This is a genomic window from Paenibacillus auburnensis (genome assembly GCF_927798115.1).
In the GTDB taxonomy this organism is placed as follows: domain Bacteria; phylum Bacillota; class Bacilli; order Paenibacillales; family Paenibacillaceae; genus Paenibacillus_AQ; species Paenibacillus_AQ auburnensis.
Map to the genome: position 1 here is coordinate 311,407 of NZ_CAKMMG010000003.1, position 21,599 is coordinate 333,005.

The following is a 21,599-nucleotide window of genomic DNA, read 5'->3' on the forward strand; positions in this document are numbered from 1 at the left end:
CCAACTCCTCCTTTTAAAAAGCCTCCGACTCTACCGGTTCTGAATATGGCCCTTCCTCGCCGCCTAAACTCAGAGCTTTCATGCGGTAATAGGCTTTCACTGTCTTAACCCTGAGCGGGTCCTTCCAGCCTCCGCCATCATTGGCTGGTCTTCGCTCAATAATCGTTGTCCATGGCCCTTCCGGACCTTCTGTTGATTTTTCCAGGGTATAAAATGCTCCGCCGGATACGCCTCTGAAAGAAATTCTGCCTTCGGCTGCACTCAGCAGAAGCGGTGCGTCTGTTATTTCTTCCTCAGGAACTATTCTCCCTCTAATCTGGTAAGCATGACCGCGCAATAGTTGAATACGGTTAAGATGATCCTGGTTTAATCCGCTGCCCGGGTAGTGGACGGAAAAGCCGTCATAATGTTGGACATATCCGCCGTGATCATCATGACCGAACAGTGACCAGAAGCATGTCCCCGATATGTCTTCATTCAGCTCTGCCTCTTTCAGAAAAGCATGAAGTTCACCGTAGGACCAGCCGTATTCACCCGCAATGAATACTTTTCCCGCGCCGCTTACAACCTTAGCATCCGCCGACAACTCACCGGAATCTGCCGGATAGTAGTGCACATCCATAATATCCAGTTGTGGAATGTCCAGCTTATCTGTATCAATTTCGAACTGCTTACCGTGACTGACGAGGTGGTTCTGATCAATCCCTTTAATATAACTGCAGATATCTTCCACCCATGCGGCAGGTGCGCTATTCAGCTCGTTCCCCAGCTCCCAGGCCATAATCGACGGATCATCCTTATAGACCACACCGCTGATCGTATTTCTCCGGTTCAAGACCTGCTCAATATACCATTTGAAATCCGCAATCACTTCAGTATCTGTGTAAAAAGCATTCTCGTCTTCAAGGCCGCGCCACTCGGTAAAGGTGGACTTACCACCGTGATAATACCTCCAGTTGCAGACAAACGGAATGATTACCCGAAGGCCGCGCTTTGAAATCTCGTGAAGTGCAAAATCCACTTTAACAAAGGCATCTTCGTTCAATTCCCTTAACTGCGGCATCAGTGACTTCGGATGGCCTGCGGATACGCCGAGTGTGTGCGATCTGATAGCGTTGGCTCCCATCATGACAGCCGTATCCAGTGCATTAATTACTCGGAACGGAGTTGGCCAGTCAATTCCGCCTACATTCTCATCCAGACCCAACCAGTAAATGTTCGGGCCGGCAAAGCGATATGGCTCCTCTCCAATAAAAAGCCTGCTTCCCTTCTTTCTTACAAAATCTTGTTCTCCCATCACGTCTCATTCCTTATCTCTAAATAGTTAGGCATTTCTTAATGCAGATAGACCTGCGGCGGATTAGCCAGAAGGTCAATCCGCCGCAGTATTAGAATATTTCTTGTCCGCTGGGCCGGTTTACTTCGCTACATCCTTTTTCGCCTTGGCCCAGGCTTTGTTGTATTTATCCAGTATGGTTTGCGGATCTTTGGCGAGCACAAATTCCTGCACCAGCGCTTCTTTTGTGATCTGGGCTTTGTTCACGACATCGGTAACCTGAGCATCGTCGGGTACCGCTTCGAGCGTAACTGGGTTAAAACTTTTGAATTCCTGCAATTGCGGAACTGCTGCTTCCTTATCCTTGATGACCGGAATGAACCCTGCGAATTCGTCAAATCCGGAATCTTCAAGCATCCACTTTACAAATGCTTTAGCTGTCTCCAAATGTTTGCTGTCCTTGTTCACTCCGTAAGCCCAGTCAGGTGCCAGTGTTACGTTGACAGTACCCGTATTATCATACGGAAGCGGGAAGAAGCCTACGTTGTCAGATGTTGTACCGCTGGAAACCACTTGCGGGATGACCCAATTCCCGAGCATGAACATTGCGAATTTGCCGCTCGCTACATCCTTCTTGGACTGCTCCCAGTTCGTGGAGTTCACATCCGCTTCCAGATAGCCCTTCTCATACATTGTCCGGATGATACTCATCCCCTGCCCATAAGCATTGTCCATCTGGAAGGGCTCGTCACTGTTAATGCGCTCATTGTTTAGATTCGGGTTACCTGCAATACTGGTTGGAATCTCAGAAGCCCACGGGTACAGTGGCCATTGATCCTTGAAGTTAGAGGCAAGCGGTACAATTCCTTTCACCTTCAGCTTTTCGCAGGCAGCGTAGAATTCATCAAGTGTCTTCGGCAGCTCAGTAATTCCGGCATCTGCAAATGCTTTTTTGTTGTACACAATGCCTGTAGTTGTCGCACCGACCGATATACCGTACAGCTTGCCCTCATAGGACTTGAAATCCTTGAAATAGATATTATCTGTCAAACCCAGATCATCCAGCGGGGCAAAATAATTTGGCAGATCGGAGTTAGGAATCGTCGGAATCAGCACCACATCAGGAAAATCTCCGGAGGACATGCGAATCTTAGTCGTCTTGTCCAGATCGGTGATCGCTTCGAACTTTATTTCTGCGTTCGGATACTTCTCTTTGAACCGTTTCGCGTAATCATCGTACTCTTTGCCGATCATATCTGTACGGTTTGTAAGGAAGGTAATGGTTCCGCTGATATCCTTGTCTGCGGAAGTATTGCCGGCGGCTGGCGCCTCACTGGCAGGAGCATTGGTGCCGCCAGCATTGCTTGTTGTTTTGTTTCCGGTGTTCGCATTGTTATTATTGCCACAAGCCGCGAGCAGGACTGAGGCCATAATCATACTTACAACAGCGGTGGTGCTTTTCTTCATCTTGAATCCCCCTTGATTTGTGTTATCGCTTACAAAACGAATATTAACATTTTTAAAACTAATATTCAACAGTTTAATTTAAAATAATTAAACATATATAAATTTGTTTACAAAATGTTTAAATCAACATTGCAAATATAATAACAAGCCGGAACTACTAATTTTTCAAGTGTTCCGGCTTCTCAATCACTGATTGACCATCAACCCAGATTGCGTCCAATCAGCGCAGAGCGCTGCTGTACACAGGCATAGGACCGCATCGCATCTTCCGGCGTATTTTTGACGTAATCCACCAGTCTGTCAACAGTAGTAGCCGCAACATGGCAACGGGTATCTGAAGAAGCGTAATAGAGAAACAATTCCCCGCTCTCTGTAGCGATCATACCGTTACTGAAGACGACATTAGACACATCCCCGATGCGTTCCTCCCCTTCAGGAGCAATCAGATGCCCGCCGGGGCGGTAGGTCTGAATCCATGGCTTATCAAGATCGGTCATAAAGGCGTAGAGGACATAACGCAGCCCGGCAGCCGTATTGCGCACACCATGGGCGACATGCAACCAGCCGTCTGGAGTTTTGATCGGCGCGGGTCCCTGGCCGTTTTTCACTTCCTTAATGGTATGATAGGCCCGCTCGTCAATAACAATTTCCTCACCCACAACAGCCGGATTCATCGATTCTGACAACCCCCAGCCGATACCACCGCCGGAGCCAGTATCAATGAAACCGTCTTGTGGACGGGTATAAAAGGCATATTTACCGTCTACGAATTCCGGATGCAGCACAACATTACGCTGCTGAGCCGATTTGGTCTGCAGATCAGGCAGCCGCTCCCATGACTTCAGATCCGTTGTGCGCACAATACCGCACTGGGCAACTGCACTTGACAGATCGCCTGCAAGAGCAGCTGGATCTTTGCGTTCGGTGCAGAACAACCCGTAAATATAACCGTCCTCATGCTTAACCAGCCGCATATCATAGACATTGACATCCGGATTCTCCGTCTCCGGCAACACAATCGGGTAATCCCAGAAGGTAAAACCATCCACACCATTCTCGCTTTCAGCAATAGCAAAAAAAGATTTCCGGTCAGCGCCTTCCACCCGGGCAACAAGATAAAACTTTCCGTTCAGCTGAATGGCGCCAGGATTAAACACGCAGTTTACTCCCAGTCGTTCCATGAAATATGGATTGGTCTGCGGATTGAGATCATATCTCCAGGACAGCGGAATATGGCGGTTCGTCAGTACGGGATACTCATAACGTTCGTAAATGCCGTTCTCCGAGAAAAGAGGCTCATTTTTCCGCCCGACAACCTCCTCATACCGCGCCTTTACCTGCTCATAACGTTCCTGAAAATTAGAATTGATCATTATGTTCTTCCCCTTCCAGTCGTTCCAATATTTCAAAGCATGCTCGTCCGTTGTGATACGGACATTTCCATTCATTGACCTTCGGCTCCGGATAAGGCAAACCAGCCTCATTCACTTTCCAGAACCATTCGCCGTGCTCCCGGTCGAGCATATAGTTCTCGATGAAATCCCAGCTTGCTTCCGCCGCAGCATAATACTTGGATTCGCCAGTGAGCTGCCAGGCGTTAATGAAACCCACAGCCGCTTCCGCCTGCGGCCACCAATCCTTGTCCCTGTCGATAATGCCTTCCGGACCAGCCTCATTCCACAGACCTCCGTCGTGATCAATGCCTTCCGCCAGCACAGCATCTGCCATCGCCAGTACAACAGGCCTAATCCGCTCCACAATTTCCGGGTCACCCAGCACCTCTGCCGCCTCGTACAGCAACCAGCTTCCTTCAATATCATGTCCGCAGGAAATCCGGTCGGACTTAAGCCTCCAATCCTCATCGAAGAACAACCGGAAGTGCCCGGTTTGCGGATCCACAATTCGTTCAGCAGTCAGCAGGATCAGATTGCGCAGCCGTAGACGGAGAATATCCGCCGGCCAGACACGGTAAGCATTGGTGTAAGCCTCTAAAATATGCAGATGAGTGTTCATAGATTTCTTCTCATTGAGATCATGACTGCCGAGTCGCAAATCCTGCTCCAACTGCCATTCCCGGGTGTATGCCTCAAAATATCCGTTATGAATCGGGTCAAAGCTACGTTCTACAAGACTGACGATATGCTGAAGACGCGGTAGCAGCTCCCCGTTACTTGTTGCGAGCATATATTCCGACAAGGCATATAGCACAAAGGCTTGGCCATAAATTTGTTTTTTGGTATGCAAGGGCTGCCCTGTACTGTCCAGCATCCAATAATAACCACCATATTGCCGGTCCAAAAATTGTTCTTCAATCACATCCAGAGCCCGTTCGGCCAGACGCCGCCACTCTCTATCCCCGTCATACCTGTATGCCCTCGAGAAGGTCCACAGCAGCCTCGCGTTTAGCACCAGCCCCTTGGGCGCGCTTTCCACAACCTGAGAATTTCCGTCAAGTGCTCCATAAAAGCCCCCATGTTGTTCGTCCACCGTTTTACTGCTCCAGTAGGACAGAATACGCCTTAATTCCTGCCGGACTTCTCCGGTTAAACGTTGATTATCCATCATTGTCCACCTCCATTTCCTTCTTTATCCCTTAACTGCCCCGTTGGTTACACCGGCAAAAATGTAGCGCTGCAAGAACAGATACAGCAGCACTGTCGGCACCATGATAATCAGAATCGTGGCACATATATAGCTCCACTGGGCCTGATTGTTGCTGGCAAACCGCATGATCGAGGTCGAGACCATTACCAGCTTCTGCTTAGGCATATAAAGGAAAGGAATATACAACTCGTTATAGATATTAATCGTCTTCAGGATAACCAGCGTTACGGTTGCCGGACTGAGGAGCGGAAAAATAATCGAGCGGTAGATCCGGAACAGGCTAGCCCCGTCAATCATTGCACTCTCGTCCAGTTCTTCCGGAATATTGCGGATAAACTGCAGGTAAATCGTGATCTGCAGAACGTCTGCTCCGACAAACAGCAGAATCGGCGCAAACAGCGTGTTGAACACACCCAGAGATTGAATCAGCGAAAAGATAACCACCTGAGTCGTAATCGTCGGAATAATACTGGCAAACAGGAACAAACCTAGAATGAGTCCTTTTCCTTTAAATGCAATGCGTGCCAGCGCATAAGAGACCATTGTCCCAAAGACGATATTCCCTACCAACGAGACCGCAATGACCAGGAACGTGTTGCCGAACGCCTGCAGAATATCAGCCTTGTCGATGACAATGCGGAAATTCTCGAAGTTCAGAAAACTGGCCGGCAGCGCGAACGGACTGGAGCTCTCATCCGGTCCTTTGAATGCGTTCAGCACGACGACATACGGCGGAAATAATACAATAAGGCTGGCGATCCCCAGCAGCACATATTTGAGCCACTGCACGGGATCAATTTTTCTATTGGTAATCATTAGGCATCCCCCCTGCGTTTAAGCGCCACATTCTGTACCAGCAGGATGACCACCGTCAAAATAAGCAGCACTATGCTCATGGCAGAGGCAAGGCCATAGTTATTGAAGGTAAAGGCCGTCTCCGTTGTCTTCAGCAGGAAGGTCTCACTGGAGCCAACCGGTCCGCCTTTTGTAAGCACAAACGGCAAATCGAATACTGCCAGTGCCCCGCTCAAAGTCAGGAACATATTCAGTTGAATAACCTGAGTCAGACTCGGTAGCGTCAAATACCACAGTGACTGGAAGCGGTTCGCTCCATCGATGGTAGCGGCCTCATACATATCTCCGGGAATAGACTGCAGGGCGCCCAGATAGATGATCATCGTATAGCCCATATACCTCCAGAAGCTGACCGATGCGAGTGAGAAATTAACAAGTGAAGTATCTCCCAGCCAGCTGTGCTGAAGTGAAGACAAGCCAGCCATTCCGAGCAGCGCATTCAGCGAGCCATTGTTGGTATCGAATACATACTGGAACATAAAGGCGACCGCGACACCGTTCATAATATAAGGAACAAACAGCAGAACACGGAACAGATTGCGTCCTTTGATTCGCGAATTCAGAATCACTGCGAACAGAATCGCAACGATATTTTGAAGCACCCCGCCAAGCACATAAGGGATCTGATGAATAAATACACCAAACAAATCCGGATTGGTAAATACCTCCTTATAGTTGTCGAGTCCCAAGAAATTTACCGTCTTACTGATTCCGTCCCAATCCGTGAAGCTGAGATACAGCAGTCTTACCGCTGGATAATAAGTAAACAGCCCTAGCAAGCCAAGCGGAATAAAAAGAAATGTGATTAAAATGAGAATTCGTTGTCTGTTATAAGAGTTTCCCATCCGCCGCACCGTCCTTCTTGTTGTTCAATATCCAAAAGCACATGTCCAATCCCCCTGGTTCATTTTTGATATCGCTTACAGTAAGATTCTATCATGTTGAATTTTTTTCTTCAACAATTAATTAAACTTAATTCAAAATTATTAAAAACTATTTACATTAATTTCTTTTCGCATTCACTTTCTGGTGCAAGCTCCTTATTCACATTCATTAAACATCCTCAATCTTCCATTCCATAGCTTCTTCATTTTATACCCCCTATGTATACTTGGTTTCTTCTGCAATTCAAACTCTATCATAATCATTTTGTTTCTTCAACTATTTTATTTGTTTCATTAAACATATCGGTTTGTTTAAGTAAAAGGTATTATTATCTCTTTCGCAACACAAAAAGCATCTACTCCAAAATGGAATAGATGCTTCTCATTTTTATTCCCAAGCTATTCTCCGGCCAAATCCGCCGTTTCAAGAACTTTGACCGAAGAACGTTCGATTAATTTCGTTGCCAGCAATATTTGTTCCGGAACAGTCCCAGGATGCTTGATTCGTTCTAGAATAGTCTTAACTGCTCTTGAGCCCATATGTTCTTTCGGTACCTGGACCGTCGTCAGTTTGGGTATCATGAATTCAGACAGTGATAAATCATCGAAGCCAATGACCGAAAAATCTTCCGGACAACGGTATCCCCATTCCATCAAATAACGCAGTGACTCAATTGCCAGCATGTCATTGGCACAGAAGAATCCGGTAACCTGCTGCCCGGTTATAGACAAACGGAGCTTATCCATAAATTCGGAATTTATGTAATTCCCTCTGCCGCTGACGCCGACACCCCGTACCCAAGTTATACTGACCTGATCTTGACTAGCCGCATTATGATGCTTAACCGCCTCTTCGAATCCCCTGTCCCGTTCTTTAAAGCTCCACGCCGTTTCAACATCTCCCACAAAAGCAAGTCTGCGGTGCCCGCTTTCTATCAACCTCTTGGTGGCATTATAGGCTCCAATGTAATTATTCGCGAGAATATGGTCATGCTCTGCATTCTGGACATTCGAATCCACCAGCACAAACGGCAACTCTATTGCCTCCAGGGCTTTCATGTACGGTTCTGGAATATGCCCGAGCAGCAAGGCACCGTCAGACTTCGACTCGCTAATGCTGGATGGCAGCCCCTCTTCAGGGTCTAGTGAAATATTAATTCCGGACAAAATCATACTGAAATCATAAGCTGATAGCTCCTTGTCGATACCGCGTATGATTTTTCCCCAGTATTCAATATCATCTAAATAGGCTTCCGGCATCAGCACAGCGATATTGCCGGTCTTGGTAAATTGAGATGATTTACGCAGCTTGTCAAAACGGTATCCCATATCCTGAGCCATTCTCCATATTTCCTCACGGGTACTATTATTGACTGCAGGATCGTTAGAGAGCGCTTTGGACACAAGAGCTTTAGACACTCCGACCTGCTCGGCAATCATCTGTAAGGTGACCTTCTTCAATTGTCTTGCTCCTTACGAATTATTTTCTTAAGCATACTTTTTCTTTAAACTTTTTTCAACACAAAAACCCTTGAATGACCGGCAGCAAAATGCACGTGCCGGTTCATTTCAAGGGCGCTTATGACCTAACCTTAATTCAAGATAGAACCTTGATGAAGCTGTTTACCTTCCTTATCATACTGGCGGATATGGTTTACCAACTCCTCCAGGTTAACCCAGGCTATCCCTACTTTTTGATCTGCTGCACCATAAGACATAATTAATTCACCGTTTAGGATCACTCCCCCGGTAGTAAAGAGACATGGAGTCGGATAATCGGAAGGCATTTCCCATTCCCTTTCCGCGTACATAAGCCTGTCGGGACAGCGGTGAATTAAGACCGGATAGTCATTGTCCTGCTCTTTAATAATCATAAAAGATTGTGTGTACCCGAATTCCACATTTTTCTTCCCATGATAAGGGACAAGCCATTCCCCCTCTCCCACCTTAACAGGAGGCCAGCTCGCCCCTACCCGATTTTCCTCCCAATCAAAGATTGGCGAAGCAAGCAAACGGTGCTCTGCCTTAGGTGAGGCAAAATCCTCAATGGCTTCTGCCGCCGCCAAGTAAATAGATGGCTTCTTTATACGTTCTCCTTCCGGGAATGGCAGAACATTCATAGGCCTGTGAAGCATTAAGTACTGATGTTTACCGCCTATCTTCATTTTCTCAGGAAACAGAAACACATCCCGGTTATCACTGACATCGCCTTCTGTAAGCGGACCTATATAATCAAAGGCTTCTTCATAGTTTCCGTGCTTCAACTTCTGCAAATCCAATTTATACAGTACAGTTACTGTATCATTGGAACGGGCCGTTCTGATAAACGGGTCTTCATCGCTTGCTAGGGAAATCCAGTCTGGCACATACTCATACCGTGTTTCTACCGGCGGATCCTGATCACTAAGCCAGTAAGGCCCTGGAGGAAACACCCGGCAGGCAACCGTTACATAAAGTTCACCCTCAACCGGGAAAATACGCGGATCCTCAATGCAGCCGTTGGCATAGTTTCTAACCCTGTTCCCGTGAATATCTGTAATGTAAAGCTCATGCTCCTCGTAGCCAAGCACTGGTGCCAGAGCGGGTTTAGAGAAATCCGCATCCCATGTCTTGCCCAAGTCATCACTTTTGGCATATCCCAAAAATATAGGATAAGGATCATGACTGCCCTCTCTCCTCTTCTGCGGCCACGGTCCTGTCGCACGGAAGAGCATATGAATCGTATCCGAATCCGGGTCTTTGACAATCGCGGGATTCAGGACCATTTTGTCAGCCCATGCACAGCCAGGCACTGGCTCCAAGGCAGGTTTATCCAAGTAACGAAATTGTGGTTTCATAAGTTCCTCCTCAATAAAAATCGAATCCCTTCTGAGCATCTCACTATTTTGTTAGTGCACAACACTCACGAACCCACTTTATCACAGACATTCATTTCTTTCAATTAATTTTAACTGTTTAATGAAACTTTATGAAATTTAATTTAAGATATACGATTTTCATCTTTTCTATATGCCCTACTGTTTTGTGCCTTAATAACTTTGATTCTCAAGTTTCCTTACTCTAAAGCTTATATTGAAAACAAAAAGCAACTCATCCGCAGATAAGTCGCTAAGTAAAGGACCTTTTATTACCGAATATTACTCTGTAAATCGGTTACCGCTTCGCCTTATAAAACTCATGATAAAGCTTCATTAGCGCCCTTTTCTCTATCCGTGACACATAACTCCGCGAAATCCCCAACTCCTTCGCAATCTCCCGCTGCGTCCTTTCTTCCCCGCCGGTGTCGAGGCCAAACCGCCCAACCACCACTTCCTTCTCCCGGTCATCCAGAATATCGAGATTGCGGTAAATCTTGCTCTTCTCGATCTTCAGATCCACTTCTTTAACGATATCATCTGCGTCAGAACCGAGGATATCGATTAGTGTAATCTCATTGCCTTCCTTATCTGTCCCTATCGGATCATGCAGGGATACATCTTTTTTGGTCTTTTTAAGCGATCTCAAATGCATGAGGATTTCATTCTCGATACAACGGGCGGCAAAAGTGGCGAGCTTGGTACCTTTGTTGGGGCGGTAGCTCTCGATGGCTTTGATCAACCCGATGGTGCCGATGGAGATGAGGTCCTCCATGTCTTCGCCGGTGTTGTCGAATTTTTTGAGGTTATGGACACGATGCGATGTCAATCTGCACCTAAATGAATAAATGTTGTCGTATTTTTGTTGTCCGTAAGTTAATACATACCAAGCAATCCAATATTTCTATATAATTGATGCATCAATCGTAAATCAAAACAAACTTTCCGAAATGTGCTAAACCTTAATGAACAGGAGGTTTATTATGCTGGATATAACAGGAAATGATATTGCAGAACTGAATGACTCAGACCTTAGATCACTTATTGGTTTACTCTGTGAAGCAGAACTGCGAATTAAGGGATTACCAATTGCAGGAGTTACTTGGGGTGGAGACCAAAATGCCGGTGATGGTGGTATAGATGTTCGTGTAGAAGTATCTTCTGTCTTACATGATGACGGTTTCATTTCTAGATCGAATACGGGATTTCAAGTAAAAAAGCCCGATATGCCAAGAAATGCAATTATCGAGGAAATGCGACCAAAAAATCAACTTAGACAGGTTATTAAAGACTTGGCAGATAATAAAGGCGCCTACATTATTGTTAGCAGCCAAGGCTCCACTGCCGACTCAGCTTTAAGAAGCCGCAAGGCAGCTATGCAAAACGCTGTTGCTGACTACCCAAACGCAACTCAACTGAAGGTCGACTTCTTTGATCGTGGACGCATTGCCAGTTGGGTTCGTGCCCATCCTTCTATTATTTTGTGGGTACGTCAAAAAATAGGTCGTTCTATTCAAGGATGGAAATCATATGACAACTGGGCAAATTGTCCAGGGGGAAAGGAAGAAGCCTATATTACGGATGAGCAAGTTCGGTTATATAATTCCTCTGGTTTAAATTCCGAAGCCCTTTCCGTAACAGTAGGCATAAATCAAATACGGAATACTCTTAGTCGTCCAGGCTCCTCAGTTCGTTTAGTAGGATTATCAGGAGTCGGAAAAACACGCTTAGTGCAGTCTTTGTTTGACGAACGAATTGGTCAAAATCCACTTAATACTTCCCATGTATTTTATTCAGATATTAGTGACAGTCCCCTTCCCGATCCGAGAAATTTTGCAGAAATGCTAGGTGCTCTTCAAAAACGAATAATTCTAGTAATTGATAATTGTCCACCAGATTTACACAGGAGATTAACTTCCATATGTTCGGCAGCTGGAAGTCAGCTCAGCCTTCTCACGGTCGAATATGACGTAAGAGATGATCAACCTGAAGAAACTGAAGTCTATCGTTTAGATCCAGCTTCCCGTGATTTAATTGAAGAGGTCATCCTCAATCGTTTTGCTCATATAACTCAAATTGGTGCCAGAATGATCGCTGAATTTGCAGGCGGAAATGCACGTATTGCCATTGCGTTAGCAAAGACAATTGAAAGGGGGGAGGATATTTCTCAATTGAGAGATTCCGATCTTTTTGAAAGATTATTTCAGCAAAGGCATTTACCCGATAACAGACTTCTTAAGGCAGCGGAAGTTTGTTCACTCGTATACTCTTTTGACATGCGTACTGAAGCTGAAAATAATGAACTAAAATTACTAAGCACCTTGGCGAGTCTAGATATTCGTGAACTTTACGAAAACATCGTCGAACTCAAACGGCGTGAACTTGTTCAGCAGCGAAGTTACTGGCGGGCAGTGCTTCCTCAAGCGATTGCAAATAGACTTGCAGAAAGAGCGCTTCAGAATATACCTACTAATATTATTACTGACACTTTTTTAAACAGTGGATCCGAGAGACTGCTAATATCGTTCACAAGACGACTAGGCTTTCTGCATAATTCACAAACAGCGCTGCAAATATCTAGAGAGTGGCTTTCAGAAACGGGTTTGCTTGGAGATGTTATGAATTTAAATCAGCTTGGCATTACCTTACTAAGAAACATAGCTCCGGTAGAGCCTACTTCAATTTTATCTCTTCTTGAGAGATTAACTGATAAGGAGGAATGTCATCTATTTTTTTCGCGTGAAAATATTTATTTTGATGAATTCACTAGGCTCCTTAGGTCAATAGCATATGATCCACTTTTGTTCGAAAGAGCTTCTCATCTTCTATGCTGCTTCGCTTTGACAGAAACACCTGACGAAAATAATAATTCCATAAGGAGATTGCTAAAGTCTCTGTTCAATATTCACCTCTCGGGAACACATGCAACCCCTGAGCAGCGACTAAAAATAATCTCATCCCTACTAAATTCTGACTCAGAGAACCGAGTTGATTTAGGCTTATCACTGTTAGAAGCATCGCTGGAAGCATGGCACTTCACATCTTCTTATGGCTTTGAATTTGGGGCTAGAGCAAGAGATTATGGCTGGTTACCTAGAAGTAATGAGGATGTGAATCATTGGTACAAGACATTTCTTGATTACCTTTTACCCCTTGCTGGTTTTGAAAACGCATTAGCCTCTAAGCTTCGAGATCTCTTGGCTGTAAAATTTAGAGGGTTGTGGACTAAAGCTGCAATGTATGATGAGTTAGAAACGGTTATCAATTATATTTCTGCGAAGCATACATGGAATGATGGTTGGACAGCGGTTAAAAGCACTCTTCGGTTTGATGGAAAAGAAATGGCTCCAAATGTTGTAATCAGACTAAATAACTTAGCAGATATTCTTGCACCTATTACTCTGCTTGACAAAGCAAGATTATACATACTTTCTAGTCATAAAAATAGCATTGATCTAATTGATACAATTGATAAAGACTCAGATTTAATGGAGGGTGTAGCCACTTTACATGCAATCACCTGCGGTTTAGGAAAAAAAGTTGGGGGGAATACGGCGTGGGTAGATGAATTACTACCAGATCTTTTAAGCCATGAGGGGACAAGAATATTTGATTTTGGAAAAGGGCTTTCGGAAAGTACCTATAATTCCGAGAATTTATGGGCGAATATGCTGAAACAGTTATACTCTATACCTGAATCGAAGCGTAACTACCAACTACTTCGTGGTTTCTTGAATGGGCTTTCTAATACTAATAACGAGTTGTGTGAAAAATTATTGGATGAAGCTATAACTGATCAACTCTTATCTTCAGTTTTTCCTATTATTCAAATGAGTATAAATATTGATAAAAAAGGATTAAATCGGATAAAGAAAGCACTTGAGCTTGAACATACTCCAGTTTGGATGTATAGAAATTTAAAACTTGGAAGGACATTAGATGATGTAAGTGATAATGATTTTTGTGAATTAGTAGAAATCATTGCCTCAAAAAGTGAAGGCGATAATATTGCGATTGAAATTCTTCATATGAGAATTCATGGGATTGAAAAGGGAACGTTTAGTGAAAAGATTATGGAATTGGGACAAAAGCTACTCCTTCAATACTCCTTTACTCGTACTAATATGACTCACAAAGATTATGAGCTAGGTGTATTAGTAGAATACTGTTTCTACACCGCTGAAACTCAAGAGAATATGAGAGTAGTAGCCGACAAAATAGCTGCAGAGTTAGAAAATCATTATTTTTTCCCGACAGACTATGATCACATCTTAAAGGCGATTGCCTTAACACACCCATTAATTTTCCTCAATGTTTTTTTATTAAATAAAGAAGTAAACTATGGGCTAACTCGACTAATTTCTGATGATATTCATTCTTTTATTAACCCAATGTCTGTCATTGAAGACGATGTGGTTCTTTCTTGGTGTAATATTAATCCGGAAGTCAGATACCAACTAATCGCATCAGTTCTTTTGCCTTATAAGAATAATGAACACAGAATCGGGTGGACCCCTATCGCCACTACTTTGATTAAAGAATCATCTAATCCAATTTTAGTTTTGAAGCAGTTTAAGCGCCGTTTCAGACCTAACTCATGGAGTGGTTCTCGGGCAGATTTAATGGAAAGATTCATTCCTTTAATATCACAGCTAAAAGATCATGACGACGCCATTGTTTCACAATGGGCAATACAGGAAGAAAGAACATTCATCGAAGAAATTCGTACTGAGCGCGAATGGGAAATGGCTCAAGATCGAGAACACGACGAACGTTTTGAATAGCTAACGCCCACTTATTGTTGTTTTCTAAACGTTGACTTAATGGGATATGCTGAAAACAGACTGCCTGATCATTTGGCAGTCTGTTTCATTAAATCTGTTATTTCTTCACGATCTAGTTTACAAAACTTGCACTCCCCTCATGCGTGTTCTATTCTCGACCCTTGAAACGTACCATCACAAGCTGTCCAACCCACCATAAATTCACGCTGCTTCTGATCTACGCTGGTGGTGACGAGACTGAATCAGCCAATCATAAAATATTCTATTTCTAAACATCGAGGACATCCAGGTTGGGGAAGAGTCTTTAGATCCACTTCTTCAAGGACTTCAACAACCAACTAAACCTAGAAAATTTTTATTCTATGTGATCTTGATGCCCTATTTACTGAAACAAAAATTTATGCAGCTCGTATGTACAACATATAAATAAGGGAGCGAAGAAATTTTATGAACAATGCGTTAGCATGGGTGGCTATTTTTATCGGGTTAATTGTACCAATACTTTCTATACTATACTTACCAAAAACTAAGGGTGAATTATTCTTCTATTCATATTTGCCAAGTATTTTTATGTCCTTGATATTTATAACCATAGGACTGAGATACAGCACATGGGCACCTATTCATCAAAAAGTAGGAGTATATATCTTTACGATATATTTTCTTGAGTTATCCTTCTCCTCCTTTTTCTTTATTTTTTATGTCTGCAAAGAGATGCTTCGACAGCTTGTTTCTCCAAACCCTTGGGATGCAATAAACAAAAAAGCTTCATTATTTATTCGATTTTTTTTAGTGACTATCTTCATGCTTTTATCTAGTTTTATGTTTTCACCGTTGTATAGTCTATGGAATATCCTTTCAACCCACAACATAGAGCTTGGTATAGGTGATGCCTTCTATTATGGCATATCAGTTGTTTATTCAATACCTCAGACGGGATTGTTTCAGCAGTTTCAGCATGAAGTAAACAGCGATATAATGCTAAGGATCATTCAGGTGGTGCATATATTAACCACAAAGCTAATTGAATTCATAGTTTTAGGCTTCATTATTAGTCAAATTAAGGATCTATTGTTATCAAAAGAAACGCCTGAAGCAAGCTCTAACTGTGATGAACAACACCTCCTTAGAAATACGCGGAGCCGCAGGATACATAATTAAGTTCAGATAGCGAGTTTATTTAACTTAGAAGCAATACTTGGCTTTTACTAAAAAAGAGTGCCAGCAGTAACTGCGCACTCTTTTTACTATCGAAAAATGATGACTTACGATCGGAGGATCTTCCACCCACTACATATCTTTCGTCTTCCGGACCTTCATCTAAATTGATTTCGCTTTGGAATGGGCTTAGAACCTTCTCATTATCATCATAATTACGTAGCAGTTGGATAGCAGGTCATATATTTCCGGGTATACTATAACCGATGGCTCCTTCTTCTCGCTCTGCTCTGAGTTGATTTATGTAAAGAAAAAGCAACTCATCCTTAGATAAGTCGCTTTTTTTGGAGAATCGAAGTCTTACCTCTTCGCCTTATAAAACTCATGATACAGCTTCATCAGCGCCCTCTTCTCTATCCGCGACACATAACTCCGCGAAATCCCCAACTCCTTCGCAATCTCCCGCTGCGTCCTTTCTTCCCCGCCGGTGTCGAGGCCAAAGCGGCCCACCACGACTTCCTTCTCCCGGTCATCCAAAATATCCAGATTACGATATATCTTGCTCTTCTCGATCTTCAGATCCACTTCTTTAACAATATCATCTGCGTCCGAGCCGAGGATATCGATTAATGTGATCTCATTGCCTTCCTTATCCGTCCCGATCGGATCATGCAGGGATACGTCCTTTTTGGTCTTTTTAAGCGATCTCAAATGCATGAGGATTTCGTTTTCAATACAGCGGGCAGCAAAAGTAGCGAGCTTCGTGCCTTTGTTCGGGCGGTAGCTCTCAATGGCTTTGATCAATCCGATGGTGCCGATGGAGATCAGATCCTCCATGTCTTCGCCGGTGTTGTCGAATTTTTTGAGGTTGTGGACACGAGGCGATGTCATTTTCTCATACCTCATTACTTTCGTGTGTTCTTCAGTATCATTTTCCAGATTACCCTTTAGTGGTTGAGTCTTTTTAACTTTTCACAATATTTGTTATTGTTGACTGATAATGCATCCACCAAATTCTGACTCGGATTTTGCTTGTTGAGCTAGGATACAAGCCTAAAGAAATCAGAGACTTGCAGTTGAACACAGTTAAACCTAGGTATGCAAATGCCTGAATCTGAATCACGCCATTTCAACACATTAGACAGGGCTCGTATCTATGCAGCTCATGCTGGTTGCACGTAGCGCACGGATATGATATCAATGCTATTGGAGATTACGATAGATCGAGGATTGATGTTGTATTCAGCTTAAATAAGGAACGTAACCAACGGTTATGTTAATTACGATTGGTAAAGGAGCTAAGGAAGGTAATTAATCCTACCGCTTGTGATAGCCAGACATCTGAACTCTAGAGTGATTTGGTATAGGATTGGGGACGTTTATCGTGGAATTGCTACAGAGCACTTTAGTGTTCTTTATAATAGCTGGATAGTCTCACGCCATCTTCATCGGATGACGGAGGTATTCTCCACTAAATCATTTTCACGAAGATTGTCGTAGAACCTCAAATGAGATATTTAGCAATACAAAAAGCCTGTCTTTCGACAGGCCTTTAGCATTAACAGCTTGTGGCCGTTCTCATTCTTTCCCGGCTTTCCGCACCCTCCAGACCCTACTCCTGAAATCACCATGAAGATCAAACGGCACACGGATGCCTGCATACATCAGCTCGTCACCGCCATAAGTCATTTCACCGTCATCAACGATATACTTTGCATTCTCATCTAATCCCTGTAAACGCAAGCTGCGGAATCCCGGATTCGGCTCTGCCAGAACACGGCAATAGAACAAGAGCGCCTCGGTGCGGTCCTCAGAAACCACCATCCATGCGGCTTCATTCCCTTCAAACGGATTCAGAAGCCGGTATAAATCTCCTTTCATGACAAGCTCCCTTGCCTCTTTATAGAATTGAACCTGCTCTTTCACCAGACTCTGCTCGGATTCATTAAATGTGGTCAGATCCAATTCGTACCCGAACACACCGGTTAAAGCCACATGCCCCCTTGTTTCCAGCGGTGTGATACGTCCGACCTGATGGTTAGGCACATCCGATACATGCGCCCCGATTGAGCTGACGGGATACACAATGCTTGTTCCATATTGAATCTTCAGCCTGCTGATAGCGTCCGAGTTGTCGCTAGTCCAGGTTTGCGGCATGTAATACAACATCCCTGGATCAAAACGTCCGCCGCCGCTGGAACAACTTTCAAACAAAACATCCGGAAATGCCGTGGTAAGTTGTTCAAGGATTCTATACAGCCCTAAAATGTAGCGGTGGGCAGTTTCGCGCTGACGTTCTGCAGGCAAGCCTGCTGAACCTACCTCGGTCATATGGCGGTTCATATCCCATTTCACATAGGTAATCGGGGCGCTCTGCAGAATGCCGGAAATTTGCTGTACCAATTCATCGCATACCTCGGGGCGCGACAGATCCAGGATAAGCTGGCTTCGGCTCGTCGTGCGTGATCGGCCTTCTACATGGATGCACCAATCCGGGTGAGCTCTGTAGAGCTCGCTGTCTACCGATACCATCTCGGGCTCAAACCATAGTCCGAACTGCATGCCTTGGTGATTAATACGCGACACCAAGTCCTCAAGGCCATTTGGCAGCTTCTCCCGATTAACAAACCAATCCCCAAGCGAGCTAGAGTCATCGTTCCTTTTACCAAACCAACCGTCATCCAGTACGAATAATTCCATACCGAGTTCTTTGCCTTTGGCTGCAATCTGCACCAGTTTCTCTGCGGTGAAATCAAAATAGGTCGCTTCCCAGTTATTAATCAGAATCGGCCGGACTAGGTCACGGTACTTACCCCGGCATAAGCGCGAACGGTACAATCTGTGATACGTACGCGACATTCCCCCTAGTCCCGTTGACGAGAATACCATGACTGCCTCGGGAGTTTGGAAGCTTTCACCCGGTTCCAGCAGCCAGGCGAAGTCGAAAGGATTTATTCCGATGGACACTCTAGCCGTATCGTATGAGTCTACTTCCACATTGGCCAGAAAATTTCCGCTGTATACCAGATTAAAGCCATAGACGTCACCCTGCGACTCATCTGCACCCTTTCGCATCAATGCAATGAACGGGTTATGATGGGGGCTGCTCGCTCCCCTGCGGCTGTCGACAGATTGATTGCCCTGAAACAGCGGTCTTCTAATCATAGAACGTTCTTTAGCCCACGCTCCCGATAAATGAAGCAAATCAAAATTCGCATCGTTAAAGTCGATATTCATACTCGCGGCACGCAGCAAACGTACCTTCTCTCCGCACTTATTAATAAATCTGACGGATCGCGTAATTACATTCCATTGAGCCAGTACCGTGTAAGAAAGAATAGCGTAGAAATCCAGTAACTCATCCTTCATAGTGATCTCTAGCGTCTCCGCTTCGTCATCTTCTTCCATATAAACGGCAGGTAATTGCTCAAGCGCAGGTTTGCCCTTAATAATCCGATGGGTAACATATCGAAGATCGCTTGTTGTAGAACCGTTTATTTGTTCGATCTGATATGCTGGTGTGCGCAGATCGCTCCTGCCAAATCCGGGATACTCCTGAGGCAGCTCGTCTAATGAGAATGAACGGTCCTGCGGATCGGGGTTGGGGGATAGCGGCCTATGAGCGTGAATGAGCCTATTAGAGTCCCGAAATTCATGAATCCGTTTCCCCCAGTAGCGGTGTGCTAGATAACCGTCCCTAATAATTTGAATAATGTAGCTCGTTTCTGAAGTCGATAAATGAAAACTACGGTTCTGCTCGTCATATAAAATAGACATCTTGAATCCTCCTGTTGTCCTGCGCGCGAGCGCTTTTTCACTCACCTCCACCTTACATTTTGCAGCCTGATATGACAATACAGGTAGCTTGCACTTCCTTTACAGGTTTAAGTAACTTTTTTTACTGTTATGGCATTAAACACGGCGAAGTCAAAAAAGTAGAGGAAGGGCGTTAATAATGTTTATTCCCCTCCCCCATATTCTCGCTTAGAATTAATTGCAGGTTGATTGCACCACACCAACTATGATGATAAATGGGGGAAAAGGTATGACCAAGAAAAAAACTGCTTATTTTCTGTCATTATGTATGTCCATGGTATTACTTGCAGCATGCAGCAGCAACGGCAGCCCGGGGAATGGGGCTAACCCTACGGCAGCAGCCAACAACAATGCCACAACTGTTTCCAACGAGGTGGATTCATCCGATCCGGCATTCAGCGCTTATAAAGATCCAGTCACCATCCACACGGTAACTTCCGAATATCCCTCGGCTAAGTATCCTGAGGGCGACGATATTACCAACAACGTCTGGATAGACAGGTATAAAGAAAAATACAATATTAACGTCGTTACAGATTGGGTCAGCGATGAGTACGATACGAAGCTTAACTTGGCCATTTCATCAAATGAGCTTCCTGATGTTTTTAGAGTTAACGCTTCTCAACTGCAGCAGCTTACCGAAGCAAATATGATCCTGGATTTAACCGATGTCTTCGATAAGTACGCTTCCGATCGTTTGAAGGGCTATATGGAGGCTGACGCCGACAGCTACGAGTCCGGTAAGAAAGACGGGCAGCTTTACGGTATACCGCAGCTGCACTGGGGATTAATCGACCAACCGGATTTTATGTGGATACGCAACGACTGGAAGGAAGAATTGGGGATTAAAGATCCACAAACGGTCGAGGATCTGAAGAATACTGCGTTGAAATTTATGGAGAAACACGGGGGTTACGGTATTGCTGTCGACCAGACGCTGGATTACCTGAATCTTCTTGCTGTTTCCTGGAATGCCCATCCGGATATGTGGCTGGAGGATGGCAGCGGCAAGCTTGTGTATGGTTCCGTTCAGCCTGAGATGAAGGATGCCCTTAAGGAATGGGCAGAATGGTACAAGCTGGGGATCATCGACCCGGAATTTGCTATTAAAGATTTCAGCGCGATGAACGCCGATGTCGTTGCAGGCAAGGTAGGCATGCAGCCTTATTATCAATGGTGGGGATATAACCCTGGTGTCGATACCGTTTCCAATTTGGGCAAGGACGCGATTTTCTATCCTTACCAGCTCCCAAGCATCACTGGAGGGGAGGCGAAGCATTCCGTCTTCTTTGCAAACGGCAGCTACATCGTCGTCAATAAATCGTTCAAGAATCCTGAAGCGGTCATCAAGCTCCTTAACGATTACGCCTACATTGTTGATGAAGGTGTCGGAAAGGAATCAAAGGAAACGTTATCCAGCTTACTCGACAATGATTTGGCCCATGTGGTCGGCGCCTTCCGTGTCCTTAATCCAAACTCCGACTACGAGCAGTTTGAGGCCGTATCGGCAGCTTTGAAATCCGAAGATACAAGCGGCCTCACCACAGCGGGCATGTGGCAGAAATATAACAATAGTGTCGAATATATAAAGAATTCAACGCCGAGCGCCGTAGGCGATTATCTGCAGCAGGGTGCGCCGCGTTCTGCGTATAGTCTGTCAAAGCAGGTCCTCGACAGCGGGAACTATATCAAAACGGCGCTTTGGGGAGCGACACCCGAGGTGCTAGCGGGGTACGGCACGACTCTGGACGATATCCTGACCGAAGGGTTTACCAAGATTATTATGGGAGCCGAGAATATCGATTACTTCGATACGGTGGTCCAGAATTGGAAAACTGCAGGCGGAGACGATGCTACTGAGGCCGTGAACGCAGCCTTCGGAAAATAAATTCATTGACCC

At 44.7% G+C, this 21,599-nt stretch carries 14 protein-coding genes and 1 pseudogene; 4 read left to right on the top strand and 11 right to left on the bottom strand.

Translation table 11 applies throughout. From position 1 onward, the window contains the following. Positions 1 to 13: 13 nt before the first annotated feature. From L6H70_RS15225 to sigK (L6H70_RS15265), 9 genes are all read right to left on the bottom strand, one after another. Positions 14 to 1,297, bottom strand: a complete 1,284-nt coding sequence (locus tag L6H70_RS15225) for a glycoside hydrolase 5 family protein (RefSeq protein ID WP_236334519.1) — start codon at positions 1,295 to 1,297, stop codon at positions 14 to 16. 120 nt (positions 1,298 to 1,417) lie between these two features. Then, positions 1,418 to 2,743, bottom strand: a complete 1,326-nt coding sequence (locus L6H70_RS15230) for an ABC transporter substrate-binding protein (RefSeq protein ID WP_236334520.1) — start codon at positions 2,741 to 2,743, stop codon at positions 1,418 to 1,420. A 200-nt stretch (positions 2,744 to 2,943) separates the two neighbouring features. Further along, on the bottom strand, positions 2,944 to 4,116 hold the full coding sequence (locus L6H70_RS15235; RefSeq protein ID WP_236334523.1) for a glycoside hydrolase family 130 protein: 1,173 nt from the start codon (positions 4,114 to 4,116) through the stop codon (positions 2,944 to 2,946). Beyond that, positions 4,103 to 5,305, bottom strand: coding sequence for an AGE family epimerase/isomerase (locus L6H70_RS15240; RefSeq protein ID WP_236334525.1), 1,203 nt, complete (start codon positions 5,303 to 5,305; stop codon positions 4,103 to 4,105). The genes L6H70_RS15235 and L6H70_RS15240 overlap by 14 nt, the downstream gene beginning before the upstream one ends. Before the next feature lie 24 nt (positions 5,306 to 5,329). Further along, a complete protein-coding gene (locus L6H70_RS15245; RefSeq protein WP_236334527.1) occupies positions 5,330 to 6,163 on the bottom strand; it encodes a carbohydrate ABC transporter permease in 834 nt (277 codons plus the stop codon). Continuing rightward, a complete protein-coding gene (locus L6H70_RS15250) occupies positions 6,163 to 7,047 on the bottom strand; it encodes a carbohydrate ABC transporter permease (protein ID WP_236334528.1) in 885 nt (294 codons plus the stop codon). The genes L6H70_RS15245 and L6H70_RS15250 overlap by 1 nt, the downstream gene beginning before the upstream one ends. 438 nt (positions 7,048 to 7,485) lie before the next feature. Then, positions 7,486 to 8,547, bottom strand: a complete 1,062-nt coding sequence (locus L6H70_RS15255) for a LacI family DNA-binding transcriptional regulator (RefSeq protein WP_236334530.1) — start codon at positions 8,545 to 8,547, stop codon at positions 7,486 to 7,488. A 131-nt stretch (positions 8,548 to 8,678) separates the two neighbouring features. Further along, positions 8,679 to 9,923: a glycoside hydrolase family 130 protein gene (locus L6H70_RS15260; RefSeq protein ID WP_236334532.1), complete on the bottom strand. Its 1,245-nt coding sequence runs from the start codon at positions 9,921 to 9,923 to the stop codon at positions 8,679 to 8,681. Between the two features lie 316 nt (positions 9,924 to 10,239). Further along, positions 10,240 to 10,791: an RNA polymerase sporulation sigma factor SigK gene (gene sigK / locus L6H70_RS15265; RefSeq protein ID WP_236334728.1), complete on the bottom strand. Its 552-nt coding sequence runs from the start codon at positions 10,789 to 10,791 to the stop codon at positions 10,240 to 10,242. 133 nt (positions 10,792 to 10,924) lie between these two features. Here sigK (L6H70_RS15265) and L6H70_RS15270 point away from each other — a divergent pair, with 133 nt between their 5' ends. Then, positions 10,925 to 14,725: a hypothetical protein gene (locus tag L6H70_RS15270; protein ID WP_236334535.1), complete on the top strand. Its 3,801-nt coding sequence runs from the start codon at positions 10,925 to 10,927 to the stop codon at positions 14,723 to 14,725. Between the two features lie 447 nt (positions 14,726 to 15,172). Next, entirely contained in the window at positions 15,173 to 15,886 is a 714-nt protein-coding gene (locus tag L6H70_RS15275; protein WP_236334536.1) for a hypothetical protein, read from the top strand. Positions 15,887 to 16,243: 357 nt separating this feature from the next. Here L6H70_RS15275 and sigK (L6H70_RS15280) read toward each other — a convergent pair whose 3' ends face one another. After that, entirely contained in the window at positions 16,244 to 16,789 is a 546-nt protein-coding gene (gene sigK / locus L6H70_RS15280; RefSeq protein WP_236334538.1) for an RNA polymerase sporulation sigma factor SigK, read from the bottom strand. A gap of 234 nt (positions 16,790 to 17,023) precedes the next feature. Here sigK (L6H70_RS15280) and L6H70_RS28925 point away from each other — a divergent pair. Beyond that, positions 17,024 to 17,198: pseudogene (locus L6H70_RS28925) on the top strand (nitroreductase family protein); the annotation flags it as partial. 263 nt (positions 17,199 to 17,461) lie between these two features. Here the strand turns inward: L6H70_RS28925 and L6H70_RS15285 are convergent. Further along, the gene (locus L6H70_RS15285; RefSeq protein ID WP_236334540.1) at positions 17,462 to 19,660 is read right to left on the bottom strand and encodes an alpha-galactosidase; all 2,199 of its coding nucleotides are present in this window, start codon (positions 19,658 to 19,660) and stop codon (positions 17,462 to 17,464) included. Between the two features lie 307 nt (positions 19,661 to 19,967). Here L6H70_RS15285 and L6H70_RS15290 point away from each other — a divergent pair, with 307 nt between their 5' ends. After that, positions 19,968 to 21,587: a type 2 periplasmic-binding domain-containing protein gene (locus L6H70_RS15290; protein WP_236334542.1), complete on the top strand. Its 1,620-nt coding sequence runs from the start codon at positions 19,968 to 19,970 to the stop codon at positions 21,585 to 21,587. Positions 21,588 to 21,599: the final 12 nt, after the last annotated feature.